The sequence below is a fragment of the Alteribacter keqinensis genome, from assembly GCF_003710255.1.
GTDB classification, from domain to species: Bacteria; Bacillota; Bacilli; order Bacillales; family Salisediminibacteriaceae; genus Alteribacter; species Alteribacter keqinensis.
On record NZ_RHIB01000001.1, the window covers coordinates 2,249,818 to 2,267,824 of the forward strand.

The 18,007-nt window shown below is 44.5% G+C and carries 15 protein-coding genes; 8 read left to right on the forward strand and 7 right to left on the reverse strand.

The annotated features are described in order from the left end of the window. Positions 1–288 precede the first annotated feature (288 nt). From glgB to EBO34_RS10920, 5 genes are all read left to right on the forward strand, one after another. A complete protein-coding gene (gene glgB, locus EBO34_RS10900) occupies positions 289–2,214 on the forward strand; it encodes a 1,4-alpha-glucan branching protein GlgB (RefSeq protein ID WP_122898153.1) in 1,926 nt (641 codons plus the stop codon). Continuing rightward, positions 2,207–3,352 carry a glucose-1-phosphate adenylyltransferase gene (locus tag EBO34_RS10905; RefSeq protein ID WP_122898155.1) on the forward strand — a complete coding sequence of 382 codons (1,146 nt, stop codon included), beginning with the start codon at positions 2,207–2,209 and terminating at the stop codon, positions 3,350–3,352. The genes glgB and EBO34_RS10905 overlap by 8 nt, the downstream gene beginning before the upstream one ends. Before the next feature lie 220 nt (positions 3,353–3,572). After that, positions 3,573–4,682, forward strand: a complete 1,110-nt coding sequence (gene glgD / locus EBO34_RS10910) for a glucose-1-phosphate adenylyltransferase subunit GlgD (RefSeq protein ID WP_122898157.1) — start codon at positions 3,573–3,575, stop codon at positions 4,680–4,682. 396 nt (positions 4,683–5,078) lie between these two features. Further along, positions 5,079–6,545: a glycogen synthase GlgA gene (gene glgA / locus EBO34_RS10915; RefSeq protein WP_122898700.1), complete on the forward strand. Its 1,467-nt coding sequence runs from the start codon at positions 5,079–5,081 to the stop codon at positions 6,543–6,545. After that, complete coding sequence (locus EBO34_RS10920; protein WP_122898159.1) at positions 6,523–8,955, forward strand: glycogen/starch/alpha-glucan phosphorylase; 2,433 nt, start codon at positions 6,523–6,525, stop codon at positions 8,953–8,955. The genes glgA and EBO34_RS10920 overlap by 23 nt, the downstream gene beginning before the upstream one ends. A gap of 74 nt (positions 8,956–9,029) precedes the next feature. Here EBO34_RS10920 and EBO34_RS10925 read toward each other — a convergent pair whose 3' ends face one another. Next, entirely contained in the window at positions 9,030–9,875 is an 846-nt protein-coding gene (locus EBO34_RS10925; RefSeq protein ID WP_122898160.1) for a hypothetical protein, read from the reverse strand. A 172-nt stretch (positions 9,876–10,047) separates the two neighbouring features. Beyond that, positions 10,048–10,593, reverse strand: a complete 546-nt coding sequence (gene thpR, locus EBO34_RS10930) for an RNA 2',3'-cyclic phosphodiesterase (protein ID WP_122898162.1) — start codon at positions 10,591–10,593, stop codon at positions 10,048–10,050. A gap of 149 nt (positions 10,594–10,742) precedes the next feature. Between thpR and cysK the strand changes: the two genes are divergently transcribed. Further along, complete coding sequence (gene cysK / locus EBO34_RS10935) at positions 10,743–11,681, forward strand: cysteine synthase A (RefSeq protein WP_122898164.1); 939 nt, start codon at positions 10,743–10,745, stop codon at positions 11,679–11,681. A gap of 101 nt (positions 11,682–11,782) precedes the next feature. Here cysK and EBO34_RS10940 read toward each other — a convergent pair whose 3' ends face one another. Together EBO34_RS10940 and pepV are read right to left on the reverse strand one after the other, a co-directional pair. Beyond that, positions 11,783–12,958: an MFS transporter gene (locus EBO34_RS10940; RefSeq protein WP_122898166.1), complete on the reverse strand. Its 1,176-nt coding sequence runs from the start codon at positions 12,956–12,958 to the stop codon at positions 11,783–11,785. An 18-nt stretch (positions 12,959–12,976) separates the two neighbouring features. Beyond that, on the reverse strand, positions 12,977–14,383 hold the full coding sequence (gene pepV / locus EBO34_RS10945; RefSeq protein WP_122898168.1) for a dipeptidase PepV: 1,407 nt from the start codon (positions 14,381–14,383) through the stop codon (positions 12,977–12,979). 185 nt (positions 14,384–14,568) lie between these two features. On the opposite strand from pepV, the gene EBO34_RS10950 reads away from it, so the two are divergent. Both EBO34_RS10950 and EBO34_RS10955 read left to right on the forward strand, forming a co-directional pair. Beyond that, positions 14,569–14,778 (forward strand): putative motility protein, encoded by a 210-nt coding sequence (locus EBO34_RS10950; protein WP_122898702.1) that lies wholly within the window; start codon positions 14,569–14,571, stop codon positions 14,776–14,778. Between the two features lie 97 nt (positions 14,779–14,875). Next, a complete protein-coding gene (locus EBO34_RS10955; protein ID WP_183163817.1) occupies positions 14,876–15,094 on the forward strand; it encodes a DeoR family transcriptional regulator in 219 nt (72 codons plus the stop codon). A gap of 63 nt (positions 15,095–15,157) precedes the next feature. Here EBO34_RS10955 and EBO34_RS10960 read toward each other — a convergent pair whose 3' ends face one another. The 3 genes from EBO34_RS10960 to rodA form a co-directional block, all read right to left on the reverse strand. After that, complete coding sequence (locus EBO34_RS10960; protein ID WP_122898170.1) at positions 15,158–15,889, reverse strand: pseudouridine synthase; 732 nt, start codon at positions 15,887–15,889, stop codon at positions 15,158–15,160. Next, entirely contained in the window at positions 15,879–16,556 is a 678-nt protein-coding gene (locus tag EBO34_RS10965) for a hypothetical protein (RefSeq protein WP_122898172.1), read from the reverse strand. Before EBO34_RS10965 ends, EBO34_RS10960 begins: the two co-directional genes overlap by 11 nt. 258 nt (positions 16,557–16,814) lie before the next feature. Beyond that, positions 16,815–17,990 (reverse strand): rod shape-determining protein RodA, encoded by a 1,176-nt coding sequence (gene rodA, locus EBO34_RS10970; protein WP_122898174.1) that lies wholly within the window; start codon positions 17,988–17,990, stop codon positions 16,815–16,817. Positions 17,991–18,007 lie beyond the last annotated feature (17 nt).

The window sequence follows — 18,007 nt, forward strand, 5'->3', positions numbered from 1 at the left end:
ACAACTGTAAGCGGTTACAGTTGAAAATGTATATATACTCATTGTTATGGGCCGATAATTTATTCGACATCATTCCTTATATAGCAACAAAAATTATAAAAATCGCTTGAAAAATTTTAATATTATTTACGCAGGAAGTCTGTTAAATTAGGAGAATAGTATAAAAACTGTTGGTCTGACCCGGCTCATTTCCGAGGTCTTGAATCCGGGACACGCCAAATCAAGCAAAATAGTAAAAATGAATAATTATTCACTAAGGTGTTTATTTAAGAAAGGAGCTTGTCGCAGTTGTACAACATCTCAGAACAAGACGTGTACCTTTTTCATCAGGGGACACATTATCAATGCTATCGATTCATGGGCTGTCATAAGATCGAATTTGAAGGAAAAACCGGGTACCGATTTGTCGTTTGGGCACCAAATGCAAAGGACGTTTGTGTTGCCGGTGATTTTAATGACTGGAATGGCCGTGAGCATTCTCTTGCCCGCTTGAATGAGCAGGGATTGTGGACCGGTTTCTTTACGGATATCCCTTCTGGTGCGCCTTATAAGTACAGCATTACACCATATTCCGGAGACTCTTTTCTGAAGAGTGATCCCTATGCTTTCTTTTCAGAGGTTAGGCCGAACACCGCTTCCGTAACCCCGGAATCAGATGAGTACAATTGGCAGGACAGCGAATGGACTGAGGAAAGAAAATCCTATAACCCTCATGAATCCCCCGTGAACATCTATGAAGTTCACGCAGGTTCATGGAAAACCCATGAAGACGGTACCCTGTACACGTACCGGGAGCTTGCGAAAGAGCTCATCCCTTACGTGAAATCTCTCGGGTATACACATATTGAACTTTTACCTCTTGCTGAGCACCCCTTTGACCTCTCATGGGGTTATCAGATCACCGGCTACTATTCGGTGACCAGCCGCTACGGTGCTCCGGAAGACTTTAAATACTTTGTTGACCAATGTCATCAGAACGGCCTCGGTGTCATTATGGACTGGGTTCCCGGTCATTTTTGTAAGGATGATCACGGCCTGAGGCTGTTTGACGGGTCCCCTCTATATGAATATAGCGATTCAAGTAAATCAGAAAAACGAAGCTGGGGGACATTGACTTTTGACTTTGGCAGACCGGAAATCCAAAGCTTCCTCATCTCCAACGCGATTTTCTGGATGAACGAATATCATATGGACGGTATGCGTGTTGATGCCGTTGCAAGCATGCTTTACCTGAATTTTGACAAAGGCGACGATGAAGAAAAGATCTTCAACTCTTATGACGGAGAAGAAAATCTTGAAGCGATGGCTTTTATCCGGAAATTAAACGAAGTTGTATTCCAATATTTCCCGAACAGTCTGATGATGGCAGAGGACAGCTCTGATCTTCCCATGGTCACAGCTCCTACCTATCAGGGCGGACTGGGCTTTAATTTTAAATGGAACATGGGCTGGATGAACGACACGCTTGAATATATGGAGCATGACCCTCTTTATAGAAAGTGGCATCACCAGCTTCTCACTTTCTCGTTTATGTATACCCATTCCGAAAACTTTATCCTTCCTTTATCACATGATGAAGTCGTTCACGGAAAAAAAGCGTTATTGGATAAAATGCCCGGTGACCAGTGGCAGCAATTTGCAAGCCTTAGATTACTGTACGGGTACATGATGGCCCATCCGGGAAAAAACCTTCTCTTTATGGGTGGTGAGTTTGGCCAGTATGCCGAGTGGAAAGATCAGGAACAGCTTGACTGGCACCTGTTTGATTACCCGCTTCATAAATCAATGTACAACTATGTCTCAAAACTGAACCATTTCTATCTTGAAAATGGTGCCCTGTATGAGCAGGACCATAACCATAAAGGATTCGAATGGATCGATCCTCATAATATCGATCAAAGCATCGTCTCTTTTATCCGACGAGGAAAGAAAGCAGATGACGAGCTGATAATTTTATGTAATTTTACCCCGAACGTCTCGTACGATTATAAAATCGGCGTACCGCGGCCGGGTAAATATAGAGAAGTATTTAACTCAGACGATCAGGAATTCAGTGGCTCGAACCAAGTAAACACCGAAGTACATTTTACTAATCCGGAAAAATGGCATGGTCACTCACAGCATATCAAGGTGAAAGTTCCCCCGCTGGCCATCTCCATTTTTAGAAAAATCGATGAAGGGGAATCCAAAGGAGGAGGAATAACATATGGGTAAAAAAGAATGCGTAGGTATGTTGTTGGCAGGAGGAGAAGGGAAACGTCTCGGTTTACTTACAAAAGATCTGGCAAAACCAGCTGTTCACTTTGGAGGTAAATACAGAATCATTGATTTTACCTTAAGCAACTGTGCAAACTCGGGCATCCACACTGTGGGGGTTCTCACACAGTACTCTCCTCTTGAATTAAACAAACACATCGGAATCGGAAAGCCGTGGGATCTTGACCGCCAGGAAGATGGCGTTTCAATCCTTTCACCTTATACCGCCAAGAAAGGCGGCAGCTGGTATTCAGGAACAGCCGATGCCATTTATCAGAACATTCACTTTATTGACCGGTATGATCCGGAGTATATTCTTGTTATTTCTGGTGATCACATTTATCAGATGAATTATCAGAAACTTCTAAAACATCACAAAGAACAGGAAGCTGATGCAACAATCAGTGTAATTGAAGTGCCATGGGATGAAGCTTCACGCTTTGGCATCCTGAATACTACGGATGATCTCAGAATCTATGAATTTGATGAGAAGCCTGCCAAACCGAAAAACAATCTGGCATCCATGGGAATTTATATTTTCAACTGGAAAGCACTTAAGAGCTATCTGCTTGAAGATGCGAAGAATCCGACTTCTTCACACGACTTTGGCAAGGATATCATTCCGGCCATGGTGGCAGATGACCGCCGTCTCTTTGCCTATCAGTTTGAAGGCTACTGGAAAGATGTCGGAACGGTTCAGAGCTACTGGGAAGCGAACATGGACCTCCTGGAACTGGATGAAATGGTGTCATTGAGCAACCGGGAGTGGCGTACGTACTCCCACGATTCAAACTACCCGCCTCAGTACATTAACGGAAATACGAATATTACCAACTCATACATCAACTCCGGCTGCTGGATTCGAGGAACGGTAGAACGCTCGATTTTATTCGAAAACGTGGAAGTGGATTCAAAGAGTACAATCAGACAGTCCATTCTCCATCCAAGGGTGAAAATCGGAGAAAACAGTGTGATTGAACGAGCGATTATTAAAGAAGACACAGTGGTTCCTCCAAACTCCTATATCTGCACACCAGAAGGAGAAGAACCGTTTGTCATTGATAACGAAAATGTAGGTGTAGTAACCGTTAAATAAGGAACAAAAGTGCAATTGGTCACGAGCGTCAAGGCTTTCATTCAATCAAATCCAAGCCGCTTTTTGGCTTAAGCTGATGGAATGAAATGACCTCGAGCTCGCAGGCGCTGGAGCAGGACGAGGAAAAGTTTCGTCATAAAGTCATTTTAAAGGTTTATAAACAACAACACAAAAAATCCGTAACCTGACTGCTTCAGCTAAAAAAAAGGAGGAACTCCATATGGAATCCATGATGGGCTTAATCAACCTGGAACATGAACACGACTTTCTAAATGAACTTACTTACTTTCGATGCGGTGCTGCCGTTCCTTTCGCAGGGCGTTACCGTTTAATTGATTTCACACTTTCCAATATGGTCCGCTCCGATGTGCAGGATATTGCCATTTTCACACGGAACAAATACCGTTCATTGATGGACCACCTTGGAACAGGCGCAGACTGGGAGCTTGACCGCAGACATGGAGGGCTCTTCATATTGCCCCCTGACTGGAATGACCCGACTGATATTTCCAAAGGGGATTTGAGCCATTTTCATAATAACCGTGATTACTTTAACCGGGGAAAATCCAACTATGTGATTATCAGCGGCAGCCAGTATCTCTCGAATGCCGACTATAAGGATGCCTTTGACTATCACCTTGAACGCGGGGCTGATGTGACTCTGATTACAACCCGTGTAAAAGAACTGGGGCCTGAACACGAACCCTGCCAGCGGATTGTACAGGACGACCAGGGCTGGGTATCTGATATAACAAACGAACTGAACAACACGAACGTTTATACAGGTGTCTACATTATCAGCAAGAGTCTTCTGATGGAGCTTGTTGATGAGTGTATCGCACATCATAAAGACCATTTTTTCCTGCATGGTATTAAGGATAACCTTGAGCGCCTGAATATCCAGACGTTTGAACACACAGGGTATTCCGCTTTCATCAATTCTGTGGAAAGCTTTTACCGTAACAATATGAATCTCCTTAACCCTGAAAATTACAAAGAGCTCTTTTACCAGAACTCCTTTATTAAAACAAAGATCAGTAATGAACCGCCGACAAAATACAATGACATCTCGGAAGTAAAGGACTCTCTTCTTGCCAACGGATGTGAGATTAATGGCGAAGTGGAAAACAGTATTCTCTTTCGCGGTGTAAAAGTAAAGCCCGGTGCAAAAGTGATTAATTCCGTCATCATGCAGCGTTGCACGATTGAAGAAGGCGTTCACCTTGAGAACGTTATACTGGATAAAGATGTGACAGTGACGGAAGGGCAGACCTTCATCGGCTCACATGAAAAGCCGTTTGTCGTAGCCAAACGAAAAGTGATGAGCTAATTAGAATGGTGTGTTTAAGGCGGTTATTAATGATTAGGCTGCCCTGAAAAAGACCGCATTTCATACGCCAAGGTACTGAAGGATTAGCATGGAGGTCTGTTTTCGCAAAGTGTGTTGCTTTTGCTGATAAGGTAATGAAGCCGAAGGGCCTGAGACTCCTGTGACGGTGACGAGCGTTTGCATCAAGAATCAGCTTCGAGTTGCTTCGACGCAAAAAGTTGCGAAGCGTTACTGGCAGAGGAAGAAGCAGGGTTATTTCTCACACCTTGCCGGCACCGCCACGGAAAGCGATGTCCTGCAGCGAAATTCAACAGCAATCAGTTCCAAGAGTGCATTTAAATTACGAAACGGGTGCCCAATACAAACTGACGGGCACCCCGGAGAGGAGAAACGATGATGACAAACGTTTTATTTACAGCATCGGAATGTACCCCATTCATTAAAACAGGAGGATTAGCCGATGTCATCGGTTCCCTCCCCCAATCCATTAATAAAACGACCAATTCCCATGTTAAAGTGATGCTTCCTTTATATGACGAAATCCCGGATCACTGGCAGACCCGGATGGAACTCGTAGCAACCATCAATGTTCCGGTCGGCTGGCGTAATCAGGAGGCTTCCATATTCACGTTGGAACACAACGGCGTGGATTACTTTTTTATTTCCAACGACTATTATTTCACCCGAAAAGGGGTATATGGATATTATGATGATGGCGAACGTTTTGTATTCTTCAGCCGCGCCGTTATTGAAGCTCTGCCTTATCTGAATTTTACACCGGACGTAATTCATGCCCATGACTGGCAGACGGGACTTGTCTGTGCTTTTGCTAAGATTCTTCAACCTTTGGAAAACCTGAAAACAGTATTTACGATTCACAACATCCGGTATCAGGGAGTTATGCCCCACACAATGTTTGGGGAAATGTTTAACTTGTCCATGGATCACTTTGGCGGCATGGAATGGAACGGCATGCTCAACTGCATGAAGAGTGGTATTTTTCACGCGGATAAAGTCACTACCGTAAGCCCGAGCTATGCAGAAGAAATTAAGGATCCTTATTACGGGGAAGGCCTTCACTCCCTTCTTCAGGAACGCTCTGAGGACCTGACAGGTATTATCAACGGGATTGATACAAACGATTACCACCCGCTGAAAGATCCGTATATCGTCTCCAACTACCGTCATTCAAGAGGAAAAAAGAAAGAAAACAAAGAATACCTGCAGGAAGTATTCGGTCTTCCGGTAGATGGAGAAAAACCTCTATATGTCATTATTTCGAGGCTTGTGGAGCAAAAAGGATTCCACCTTGTCCAGCATATTCTTGATGAGTTTCTCCAGGAGGATGTACAGGTAGCTGTACTTGGCACAGGCGAAGGTGAATTCGAAGGGTTCTTTTACCATGCCCAGGAACGACACCCGGAACGTCTGGCAGTGAGGCTGACATTTGATGAGAAGCTGGCACGTCAGATGTATGCGGCAGCAGATTTCTTTATTATGCCTTCCCAATTTGAACCATGCGGTCTTACACAGCTTATTGCCCTTCAGTACAAAGCCGTGCCGATTGTCCGTGAAACAGGCGGCCTGAAGGATACCGTCCAGTCCTTTAATGAAATAACCGGAGAAGGTAATGGTTTTAGTTTTACAAACTATAACGCACACGAGCTTCTGGAAGCACTCAAATATTCCCTAAGCGTTTATCACAACCCGATTCAGTGGATTCAACTGTTAAAAAACGTGAACAAAAGCCAGTTCAGCTGGAAAGAATCGGCTACTCAGTACATTCATCTTTATGCCGAGTTCGAAACAGCAAACATATATTCTCAGGGAGTGATAGACGTTGCCACACTTGACAACAGATAAATGGATTGAAGCCATCAAGCATAAAACAGAGAAAGTCGGAGGCATTTCCATCGGCGAAGCCTCCGAGAGAGACTTGTTTTACGCCATATGCGCCATTGCTAGTGAAGAAATGAACAAGAACTGGATAGATACACAGGAAAAATACAGAGAAACCGAATGCAAACAGGTTTATTACCTGTCAATGGAGTTTCTTGTGGGACGTCTTCTGGAAAGCAATCTCCTTAACAGCGGCATGCTGAATGAATGTAACTCCGCACTTGAGGCAATGGGCTTCGACCCGGAGAAAGTGTACAGTGTTGAGCCGGACGCAGGTCTGGGAAACGGGGGGCTCGGTCGTCTTGCTGCCTGTTTTCTTGAATCCATTGCTTCCTTAAAGTTCCCCGGACACGGATGCGGAATCCGCTACCGTTACGGGCTGTTTGAGCAGCGTATTATCCACGGCCACCAAGTCGAGCTTCCTGACTACTGGCTGAAGGAAGATTATCCATGGGAAACGAGAAAAGCTGAAGAAGCTGTCGACATCCATTTCGGCGGTGACATCCATATGTTTAAGAAAAATGACGGGACACTTGAGTTTAAGTACGAAAACACCGATAAAGTTACAGCCGTCCCTTATGACGTGCCGGTTGTCGGTTATCAGAACCAGGTGGTTAATTCACTCAGGCTGTGGAGTGCGGAATCAAATTCCGGTTCGTCCGACCTTCTTACGAGCAAAAGCTCCCAGTACTTTCACCACCTGGATCACAAGCACTCTATAGAGCAGATATCCGGCTTTTTATACCCTGATGATTCCGGATATGATGGAAAGATACTCAGGTTAAAACAACAATATTTCCTTGTGTCATCAAGCTTAAAGAGCATCATCCGCCAGTTCAAAAAGAATGGCCGCCATTCACTGATGCACCTTCCGGATAGAGTCGTTATTCAAATTAACGACACACATCCGAGCCTTGCTGTACCTGAGCTGATGCGTATTTTAATGGATGAAGAGCGATTCGGGTGGGACGATGCCTGGGAGATTACAACGAAAACGATTGCCTACACCAATCATACAACCCTGAGTGAAGCTCTTGAAAAATGGCCTCAGGATATGGTGAAGTCTCTCCTCCCACGCCTTCATATGATCATTTATGAAATCAATGAGCGTTTTTGCAGGAAAGTTTGGGAAGATCACCCTGAGCTTCGTGACAAAATTCATGAGCTTGCGATCATTGCAGATAATCAGGTACACATGGCACGCCTCGCTATTGTAGGAAGTTTCAGCGTAAACGGCGTAGCGAGACTGCACACTGAGATTCTGAAGAAAAAAGAAATGAGCAATTTTTACACGTTGTTTCCTGAACGCTTTAACAATAAAACAAACGGCATCACCCACAGGCGCTGGCTTCTTCAGGTAAACCCGGAGCTGTCCACGTTAATCAGTGACGTCATCGGTCCTCAGTGGATACAGAGGCCGAATCACCTGATCAGCCTCCTCCGGTATTCAAATGATGTTCCTTTCCTGGAACGGGTGTCGGAAGTGAAGCTGCAGAATAAAGCACGTCTCGCTCAGTTTATTCATGAGAAGACGGGAATTGTTGTTGACGAGCGTTCCATCTTTGACGTTCAGATCAAACGATTGCACGAGTATAAAAGGCAGCTGTTAAACATCTTCCACGTTATTCATTTATACAATGAGCTTAAGGACAATCCGAGCCTGGATATTACTCCCCGGACCTTTATTTTCGGGGCGAAGGCAGCACCAAGCTACTACTTTGCAAAGGAAGTCATCAAGCTCATCAACCGGATGGCGTCGATCATTAACAACGATACGAGTATCCAGGGGAAATTAAAGGTCGTTTTCCTTGAAAACTACAACGTGAGCCTGGCAGAAAAAATCATTCCGGCTACAGATATCAGTGAACAGATTTCCACTGCCAGTAAGGAAGCTTCAGGTACCGGTAATATGAAAATGATGATGAACGGGGCGCTTACGGTTGGAACCCTCGACGGTGCCAACATTGAAATCCGCGACCTCGTCGGTGACCGGAACATCTTTATTTTCGGCCTCACTGCTGATGAGGTTCACGACTACTACCAAAACGGCGGTTATGTAGCCCGGGATATTTACCATACGGATGAACGGGTCCGACGTATTCTGGATCAGCTTAATGAAGGGGCGTTCGGCTCACAGGAAATCGAATTTAAAGATATTTTTTATCACATCCTGTACCATAACGATCCTTACTTTGTTCTCAAAGACTTTGATGCCTACATTGAAACCCACGAGCTTGTGGAGCAGGCATACCGCAACCAGCCGAAATGGATGAACATGAGTATGACGAATATTGCCTATTCGGGCAAATTCTCAAGTGACCGGACTATTCAGGAATATGCATCGGAGATTTGGAAGCTTAAGAGAATGGACTAATCAAAAAAAGGCACAGAAGAGGGAAGATCCTCTCTTCTGTGCCTTTTAGATTACCCGTTTCCTGCAGAAGTGCATCAGGAGAGTCTGTCTGTTTCCTCCTGAAAGTCTGCTCTAGAATCCGCAGTGGTGTCACAATGTCTTAATAAAAGTTCTGTAACTTTTAACTGCTGATATTTTATCGGTGATTTATTACGCTGTAATTTTTCATACCAGGCTGGAAAAGTACGTTTGTCGATCACGGTTAAGGATGAATCGTTACGGGGCAGATCGATAAAGCTGTCCTTCGCTATGACAACTGTTTTTACCGGGTAGGAAATGTCGTTCCCAGCCAGGATCTCCTGAATAACAGACCTCATCCGCTTGATTGATACCTGTGGATGCACAAGCTTTTCTTCATAAGACTTTTGCTCTTTAATCCAGAACCGGTCGTTCAATGGTTTAAAGATGGCATTCCCATCCCCTTCCAAAGCATGGACAAGCCAGACCTCGGTGGGGGTTACAATCATCACTTCCATTTCTACTTGGGCTTTACGGACATTCATTACAGGTCGGTAAAAAATCATATACGTATCGGGAAGGGTCTTTGTGAGCCTAGCGAGAAATGAATCGTATTTAAGCGATTGTTTCACATGAGATTTCTCACTGATTGTGGAGCTTGCCCATGTGAGCTGAAACGCATACAGCTCTTCCATAAATGCTTTTTTAAGAGCCTCCAGAGAGGATATGGGCTTATTCAACAGAGGAGTAAATGCATCCTCCTCTGCCTGCGGCTCGCCATTGATCTCTTTTTTATTAAGAAAAGGGATCCATGTTTTCCAGGTGCTCCTCCCCTCCCCTTCCACGTTATAGCTGGAGTTCACGATTTCTTCGTAGTTATAGGTGCTGAGGTGATGTCTTCTTCTCTGCCAGTCTGTCTTCAATCTTGCCCACCTGTCGGATTTCAATCGGTGAAAGCGGCTTGAATATCTATATACATCCATTTCATATCTAGAAACACAATCAGTTAGCTTAACGAGCTGAGCCATCCTGTTCTCCTCTCACATTCCATTCTGAAGTGATATGCTTTATTTTACCATAAGGAGTACACTGAGGTTATTGCAGAATAATCCGATCAACCGCTTTATATCTTGGAGACGAGTGGGGGTGTATTTCATACAGGACCACTTCTTCTGCATCCCATCCCATTTCTGGAAGCTCCATTGAAAGGTTTTGACGCCTTAATGGCTTTTCCCCTTTGTATCCTTTTGCCAGTGTAATATGAGGCGTAAAAGGTCTTTCTTCCACAGGGAATTCATGTCTTACAGCCAGGTCCCTGATTTTCTTCTGCAGGGTCATGAGAGGCTTGGAGTATGACATTCCTGCCCAGAGGACCCTCGGTTCTGCCGGTCGTCCAAATGAACTGATTTCCCTTAACGTCAGAGCCGGACTTTCTTCTTTACTGAGCTTCGTCTTAAGCTCTTCCCATAGTTTCGTTCTTTTTGCAGAATCCCAGCCTCCGAAAAAAAGAAGTGTAATATGGAAATCATCTGGATGAATGACCGTTTTAAAACGAACGTCTGCTTCAAAATGTTCCTGGGCTTCCAGGAGTGGCGGGACAATTTTTTCCGGTACAGGAATTGCAATAAAATAATGGGACATGCAAATACCTCCTTTTGTCAGTAAATATACGGTATGATAAAATAAGAACTGTTTAATTCCGATTTGCTCGATACGATTTAATGGGAAATGGTTTTACAGTTAGTTTTCATCATAAATGAAACTTCATGCAAGAAGAAAGGATGACAGTGATGAAAGTTGTAGAAAACATGGCAGAACTTATCGGTGATACACCTCTTGTAAAGCTTCAAAAGCTCGCTCCCGAGGGAGGCGCTGATGTTTACCTGAAGCTTGAATTTATGAACCCCAGCGGCAGTGTAAAAGACCGGGCTGCCTTCAACATGATCCGTCAGGCTGAAAAAGACGGTCATCTTAATGAAAACAGTGTTATTATCGAGCCTACATCAGGCAATACAGGTATCGGCATTGCCATGAACACGGCAGCCCGCGGATACCGCACAATCTTAACGATGCCCGACACGATGAGCCAGGAGCGCATCAATTTATTAAAAGCCTATGGCGCTGAGGTTGTACTCACACCAGGTGATAAAAAAATGCCCGGTGCTATCGAAAAAGCTCACGAACTTGTAAAAGAAATTCCGAACAGCTTCATGCCTATGCAGTTTGAAAATGCAGCAAATCCCGATGCCCACCGTAAAACAACAGCACACGAAATTAAAGAAGGCATGGATCAAATCGGTAAAAATCTGAGCGCCTTTGTTGCAGCTTCCGGTACAGGCGGGACCATTACCGGAACAGGTGAGGAACTTAAAAAGTTCTATCCTGAAGTAAGCGTTCACGTTGTTGAGCCTAAGGGCTCCCCTGTCCTTTCAGGCGGCAAACCAGGGCCTCATAAGCTGGTCGGGACAAGTCCGGGATTTGTTCCACCGATACTAAATGAAGACGTCTATGGTGAGATCTTTACCGTAACAGATGAGGATGCTTATGATATCACACGCCGTTTATCCCGTGAGGAAGGTATTCTAGTAGGCCCGTCTTCCGGTGCTGCCTGCTATGCTGCACTTGAAGTAGCCAAACGCCTGTCTTCTGACGATGTGGTCGTAGCGATCGCCTGCGACACCGGTGAGCGTTATCTCTCCACTGATTTATTCGTATTCGACGGACAATAATATATCGAAAATACAATAAGAATCTGCCCGAAAGGTTTTACTCCTTTCGGGCAGATTTTTATATTCAGTGTGTTTATGGAAAATAGAAACGATCACAGTTTTTATATTATCTTCTTTTCCATCCTCATGATCACAAGGAGCAGGAATGCTCCTATGAGCGTTAATACTCCGTAAAACAGGTATACATACAAAATGTCCTGCCAGTCAATGATTAATCCCGCAAAGAAGGTAAAGAAGAAGGCACCAAGCCCGTTACCTACAGCAGCATATAAACTCACTGCCGTTGCCTTCACTTCTTCAGGTGCCAGGTTACGCACGTACTGAAGAGCAGCCGGGATAAACAAACCGATACTCAACCCCTGTATTACTGTTGTCATGTAGATGATTTCCGGAGACGGTCCAAGGAAATAAAAGAGCCAGCGGAGGCCGGAAACAAGAGCAGCCACAAACAAGATAACCATGATTCCCTGTCTCTGAATGAGCTCCCCTGCCCAGCGCATAAACGGGATTTCACTCCCAGCTGCTAAAAGAAACGCCAGTCCGACACCAGCAAGAGATCCTCCGGCAAACTGAATAAGAAGTCCAAAGTAAAAATTGTTGGCCATAATCGGTCCGAATACGAGAAACGTTACGACTAAAAATAAAACAAACCGGGGTACCTTAATGAGACTCTTCAATCCTGAGAAAAGTTCTACCCTCGGAAGAGCGGATTCCTTTGGCATTTTAAGAGCAAAGTAGGCACTGATCCACAAAATCAAGGCAAAAGCATAAAAAATGATCGATGGGCCAAACCAGTCGGAAAGGTTACCCATAACCCATACCGACAATGCGAAACCTGCTGCTCCCCACATGCGGATACGTCCATAGTCTCCTCCGTTTTTATGAACGTGATTCATAACCATACTGTCTGACAGAGGGATAATCGCACTTTGGAAAAGGGCAAGAAAAGCTGCGATGAAAACGAGGACCGGATAAACCTCCGTTGTCGTATACATCAGACCAATCGCCCCGGTCCCAATAGCGGCAATCGTCAGTAATATCCTCGGGCTTCTCGTATAATCACTGATCATCCCCCATAGGGGCTGAGCCACGAGCATGGTAATCGGCCCGATGGACATGATCGTTCCTATCTGACCTCCGGAAAGCCCTACCTCATTTTGCAGGTAAACACTTAAAAGGGGGAAGAGGCCTCCGATTGCGAAGAAAGATAAAAAGTAAAACATCCGCATATGAAACAGCACGGGCTTGTGTTCTTGAATAACTTGTTCCTTCAACATTAACAGCAACCTTTTTTATTATTTTGCAAGTTCGTAGATGGCCTGGGCATAGATGGATGTTGCTTTTAACAGATCTTCGATATAAATGGCTTCATCAGCCTGATGAGCTAAATCATCACGGTGGGGAAACAACGGACCAAATGCAACACCTTCATCCAAAGATCTGGCATACGTGCCTCCGCCGATTGCGATGAGCTCTGTTTTCTTGCCAGTCTGTTCTTCGTAAACCTTGGATAACACCTTTACAAGCTCGGAAGATTCCTCAACCATATGAGGTGTTTCATGGGTTTTAATTACACCTTCAAAAGGAGCCATTTCCCTGTCCAGAACAGCCTTGACCTCATCAAAGGAAGCTCCTTTTGGATACCGGAGGTTAATGCCGATCATTGCTTCTTTACCATCTTTGTATTCCAGAATGCCAATGTTCATGGTCAAATCGCCGAGCTGTTCATCATGGTGGGCGATCCCCAGCTTCTTTCCTCTGGAATCACGGGCAAACTTTTCTCCTAAACGTGCAGCAAAGTCTGTTGCAGATGCCTGAAACGAACAGGTTTGTAAAAAACGGGCCATCTCCAGACCTCCGTTAATTCCTTTGTCAGGCTCCATACCGTGGACGGACCTCCCTTTTACGGTCAGTTCGATTTGATTTTCAGAAAGCACCTTCGTCTCTCCAGTGAGTTTCTCTTCGTGAAGAAAGCTCTCAAATTGTTTTACCAGATCATCTTCATACTGTGTTTCAATCACTGCAACTGCGTTTTCAGGAACCATGTTCAGGCGGTGACCGCTTTTAAAGTGGACAAGCGTGTGCTCTCCTTCTTTTTCATCACCTTTGAGATTGCGGGTATAGAACAGATCACAGATTCCCTTTTCCGAATAAATAACCGGAAAGTCAGCGTCCGGGGCAAAACCCATCAGCGGCATTTTTTCCTCTTTAAAGTAACGGTCCACGCAGCGCCATTCGCTCTCTTCATCTGTACCGATAATAATCCGCACTCGTTTGGACAAAGGCAGTTCAAGATCTTTTACCAGTTTGAGTGCGTGATAGGCAGCCATTGTCGGCCCTTTGTCATCAATTGCTCCTCGTGCAATGATTTTTCCGTCTTTAATTTCAGCTCCGTAAGGGTCTGAAGACCATCCATCCCCCTCCGGGACCACATCGATGTGGCAAAGAATACCGATGATGTCTTCTCCTTCACCATACTCAATATGTCCGGCATACCCTTCAATATCTTTTGTACTGAACCCTTCGTTACGGGCTTTATTTAGAAGCCAGTTATATGTATCGGCAATATCTTTTCCAAAGGGTTCACCTTGTCTGGCAGTTGAGGGGTCTAGTACACTCTTCTGTCTGAGCAGCGCCTGCGTATCTGTAATCACCGTTTCTTTTCTTTCCTGTACACGTTCATTCCAATTTATGCTCATCAAATGACCTCCTGTATTCGATTGGTGCTTTCGTTTCTAGTATACTTTTTTGCCAGCGGTGTGAAAAGCTGGGATACTTAACAGAAAATCCATAGTAGTTTTACATAACTTTAACGTAAAATTGTCCATTTTGGCTTTACGAACAATTAGGAGTCCGCTAAAATATAGGACAAAGGAGGGGGACTGTGGTGAAAATCAGCAGTATGATGGCAACTCAGACTCTTAAGCTCCAGCAGACTCTAAACATATCACTTATGAAAAGCGCTCTTAATTCAGATGCGGCAATGGCTGTTTCTATGTTAGACCGGTTAAGAGACGGAACGCAGCAGAACGATACAGCAACTACGAACCCTTCACCACACCCTGCTTTAGGTAAAAAAGTAGATATTCGTTTGTAGCACCTGTTCATTCACCTGCATGTTTGCCACTGGTATGCATACATATTTACAACCAGCGTGCAAATGGCAGGAAAGTACCTTCATAAGGAGTGGTTCTTTGAAAGCTTCGACTGACCGAATGTTGACTAGGATTAAGTCCATGTACCTTTATATTAAAAAGAGGGGGAACGTCACCACACTGGAATTGGTTGAAGAATTCGGAACGACTCACCGCACCATTCAGCGTGATCTGAATGTTTTAGAGTACAATAACCTTGTAGAAAGCCCAAGCCGCGGTACGTGGGTTGTTACAGAAAGAAAAACGAAGGTATCCTGATTGAATGTCAAGGAGATCCAAAAGGCCTTTACGCCTTTTGGATCTCCTTTTTTGCCGTATTCTCTAAGCTTTTTCTTCTGAAGGGGTCTCCCCTTTTATCAAAGCCAGTTCCTCATCAGTTAATTCCCGGTACGTTCCCGGCTCAAGGGTTTCATCAAGAGTCAGTGAACCGATTGTTTCCCGTTTTAGAAAAACAACCTTTCTCCCTACTGCTTCAAACATCCGTTTAACCTGGTGGAACTTCCCTTCCATAATGCCAAGCCGGATCTTCAGTCCGTCTCCTTGGGCAAGCACTTCCACTGTAGCAGGTTTTGTTTCATAACCATCATCCAGTGTCACACCGGATTCCAGAGCACTGATCTCCTTTTCTCCGAGAGCCTGGTCAATCGTCGCCACATAAAGCTTCGTGACTTTCTTTTTCGGACTCGTAAGCTGATGAGCAAGTTTCCCATCATTTGTTAAAAACATCAGACCTACTGTATCTTTATCAAGCCTGCCTACAGGAAAAGGTTCAAATACAAGGTCTTCAGGCTCCAGCAGGTCAATTACGGTTTGTTCTGACTTGTCTTCCGTTGCTGAAATCACACCCTGGGGCTTGTTCATCATCAGATAGATAAATTCTTTGTACTCGAGCTCTTCCCCATTGACGATGATTACATCATTTTCAGGGTCTACATGCGTCTTTCCGTCCTTTGCCGGAGTTTCATTTACCGTTACACTACCTTGTTTAAAGAGCTTCTTTACATCTTTTCGTGAACCAAATCCCATATTTGCCAGCAGTTTATCAAGTCTCATTCTCTTCAATCTCCTTTATAACCTGTTTCCCAAACCCGCCCAGCTCCCCATCAAGGTAAGCTCTGATTACCCCGGGAATAATCTGACTGGCGGCGTGGCGTATCATTTTTTCATCTATCCCCTGTTTACGAAGGTCTTTCTCCATAGTGGTTACTGCTTCAATTGCTGCCTTTGTTGCCGCTTTATTAACGGAAAGAACGTCTTCCTCCGCTCCTTCCAGAACTGAAAATCTGTCTCCGAGAAACTGTTTAACCGCTTCCGCGTCGTCGGTATCAGCAGAATCTACAATGACCAGCCCTTCTTTGTCCTTCCTAAGCTGGTCCGCCTGAGTTACAAACTTACACGGGACAGCATTTCCCCTTTCAGGGAGCAAGGATTCTATATCTTTTCTCATGACCGCTGTGGCTGTAACATAAATGGACGTTTGAGGATGAAAAAATGACTTGTTTTCTTTAATAAAAGAAGCAACCTCGTCTTTAGGAAGAAACAGCCAGATGTCTTTATGTTCAACTAAGTCCTCTCGTTCAATCCACGTAATTCTGCTGTCACCCTGACACGCTTCAACGACTTTTTCTTTCGTTCTTGAAAACACACGGACTTGTCTGTCTTCCGGTATAAGGTGAAGGACAGCTTGAGCAAGCTTCCCGAAACCAATAAATACGGTCATCTTCATCCCTCCTGTCAAAATCATCAGCCGCCTGTAAAAAAAGGGCGGCACATAAGGAGGCGTTATACCTAATGTGTCACCCTCTGAAACAATCTGCGTTGCTGTTGCGTAACGGTTGCATCTTTTAAAAGCCTGTTATGAGTGGCCTTTTATTTGAGTTGCAATGGCTCCACCCGGTTGCGCCTTCATCTTCATTTTCTGTACTTAAAATGAAATGTCGAATAGCGACAATTTATCCAAAAGAGCTTAAAAGTAAAATTAATTATCTTCACCAAACATGTAATGTTTTGTTCTGATATTGACATTCAGCACAATGCCGACAGCAATCATATTGGTAAGCAGTGCACTTCCTCCGTAACTGATAAACGGAAGAGCAAGGCCTGTGATCGGCATCAGTCCGATCGTCATTCCGATGTTTTGGAAGATCTGGAACACAAGGAGTCCGACCACACCGGCGACCAGATACGAACCGAACGTATTGTTACAGCTGAATGCAATAATGACCATCCGGTATAAAAGAAGGAAATAAACGACGATGAGTACCGTTGCTCCTACAAATCCGAATTCCTCTCCGATCACAGTAAAGATAAAGTCCGTGTGAAGCTCTGGGATTTCGCCACCTTGGGATTTCGCTCCCTGAGTGAAGCCCATTCCATAAAGCTGTCCTGCACCGATCCCCTGAAGGGCGTGGAACAGCTGATAACCAAGCCCGCTTGTATCCCCCATCGGATCCAGCCATGCATAGACTCTGTCAAGCTGATGGCCTTTTATAAAGATATTAAAGATATCAAAAAAGTAATTGTGAAGGATGACTAAAAAAGAAATTGCCGCAGCCACGATCGACACGAGCAGACCAATCATCCGCCATGTGACACCGGACATGAGGATCATGGTCATCATAATTGCTGCGATGACAAGGGCTGTACCAAGGTCAGGCTGAATGAGAATGAGAAAGAATGGCGGCAGGCCTACTGCAGCCACTTTACCGACTACTTTTGCATCACCGGCAAATGTTTTTTCCTTCGGTGACTGACTGATATGGTAAAGAAGATGGGCCAATGCAATAATGACGAAAATCTTTACGAACTCAGAGGGTTGAAACAAAAAGTAATCAGGGTGCCCAATCCAGCGCTGTGCCCCGTTTCGGTAGATTCCAAAGAAATGAACGAGTAACAGTAAAAACATACCTATGCCATACAAGGGAATCGAGAAATTTTTAAACATTTCGTAGTCAATACTCATTGCTGCAAGCATGAGTATCGTTCCGATGGCAAACCATACGACCTGCCTTCTTACAAAGAAAGTGCCATCAAGCTGGGCATACTGCTCCGTTGTCCCGCTGTATATTGCCATAAGGCTGATACACATAAGTACGAACAGAAGAAATAATAATGTAAAATCAAGCTGCTGTAACGAAGATTTTCGTTCTTCCATTTATTATCCACCTACAT

Coding starts and splice junctions, on each gene's coding strand:
- rodA (WP_122898174.1), bottom strand. CDS start 17,990: ATGGAAGAACGAAAATCTTCGTTACAGCAGCTTGATTTTACATTATTA.
- EBO34_RS10940 (WP_122898166.1), bottom strand. CDS start 12,958: ATGTTGAAGGAACAAGTTATTCAAGAACACAAGCCCGTGCTGTTTCAT.
- glgA (WP_122898700.1), top strand. CDS start 5,079: ATGACAAACGTTTTATTTACAGCATCGGAATGTACCCCATTCATTAAA.
- EBO34_RS10960 (WP_122898170.1), bottom strand. CDS start 15,889: ATGAGACTTGATAAACTGCTGGCAAATATGGGATTTGGTTCACGAAAA.
- EBO34_RS10905 (WP_122898155.1), top strand. CDS start 2,207: ATGGGTAAAAAAGAATGCGTAGGTATGTTGTTGGCAGGAGGAGAAGGG.
- glgD (WP_122898157.1), top strand. CDS start 3,573: ATGGAATCCATGATGGGCTTAATCAACCTGGAACATGAACACGACTTT.
- EBO34_RS10965 (WP_122898172.1), bottom strand. CDS start 16,556: ATGACCGTATTTATTGGTTTCGGGAAGCTTGCTCAAGCTGTCCTTCAC.
- cysK (WP_122898164.1), top strand. CDS start 10,743: ATGAAAGTTGTAGAAAACATGGCAGAACTTATCGGTGATACACCTCTT.
- thpR (WP_122898162.1), bottom strand. CDS start 10,593: ATGTCCCATTATTTTATTGCAATTCCTGTACCGGAAAAAATTGTCCCG.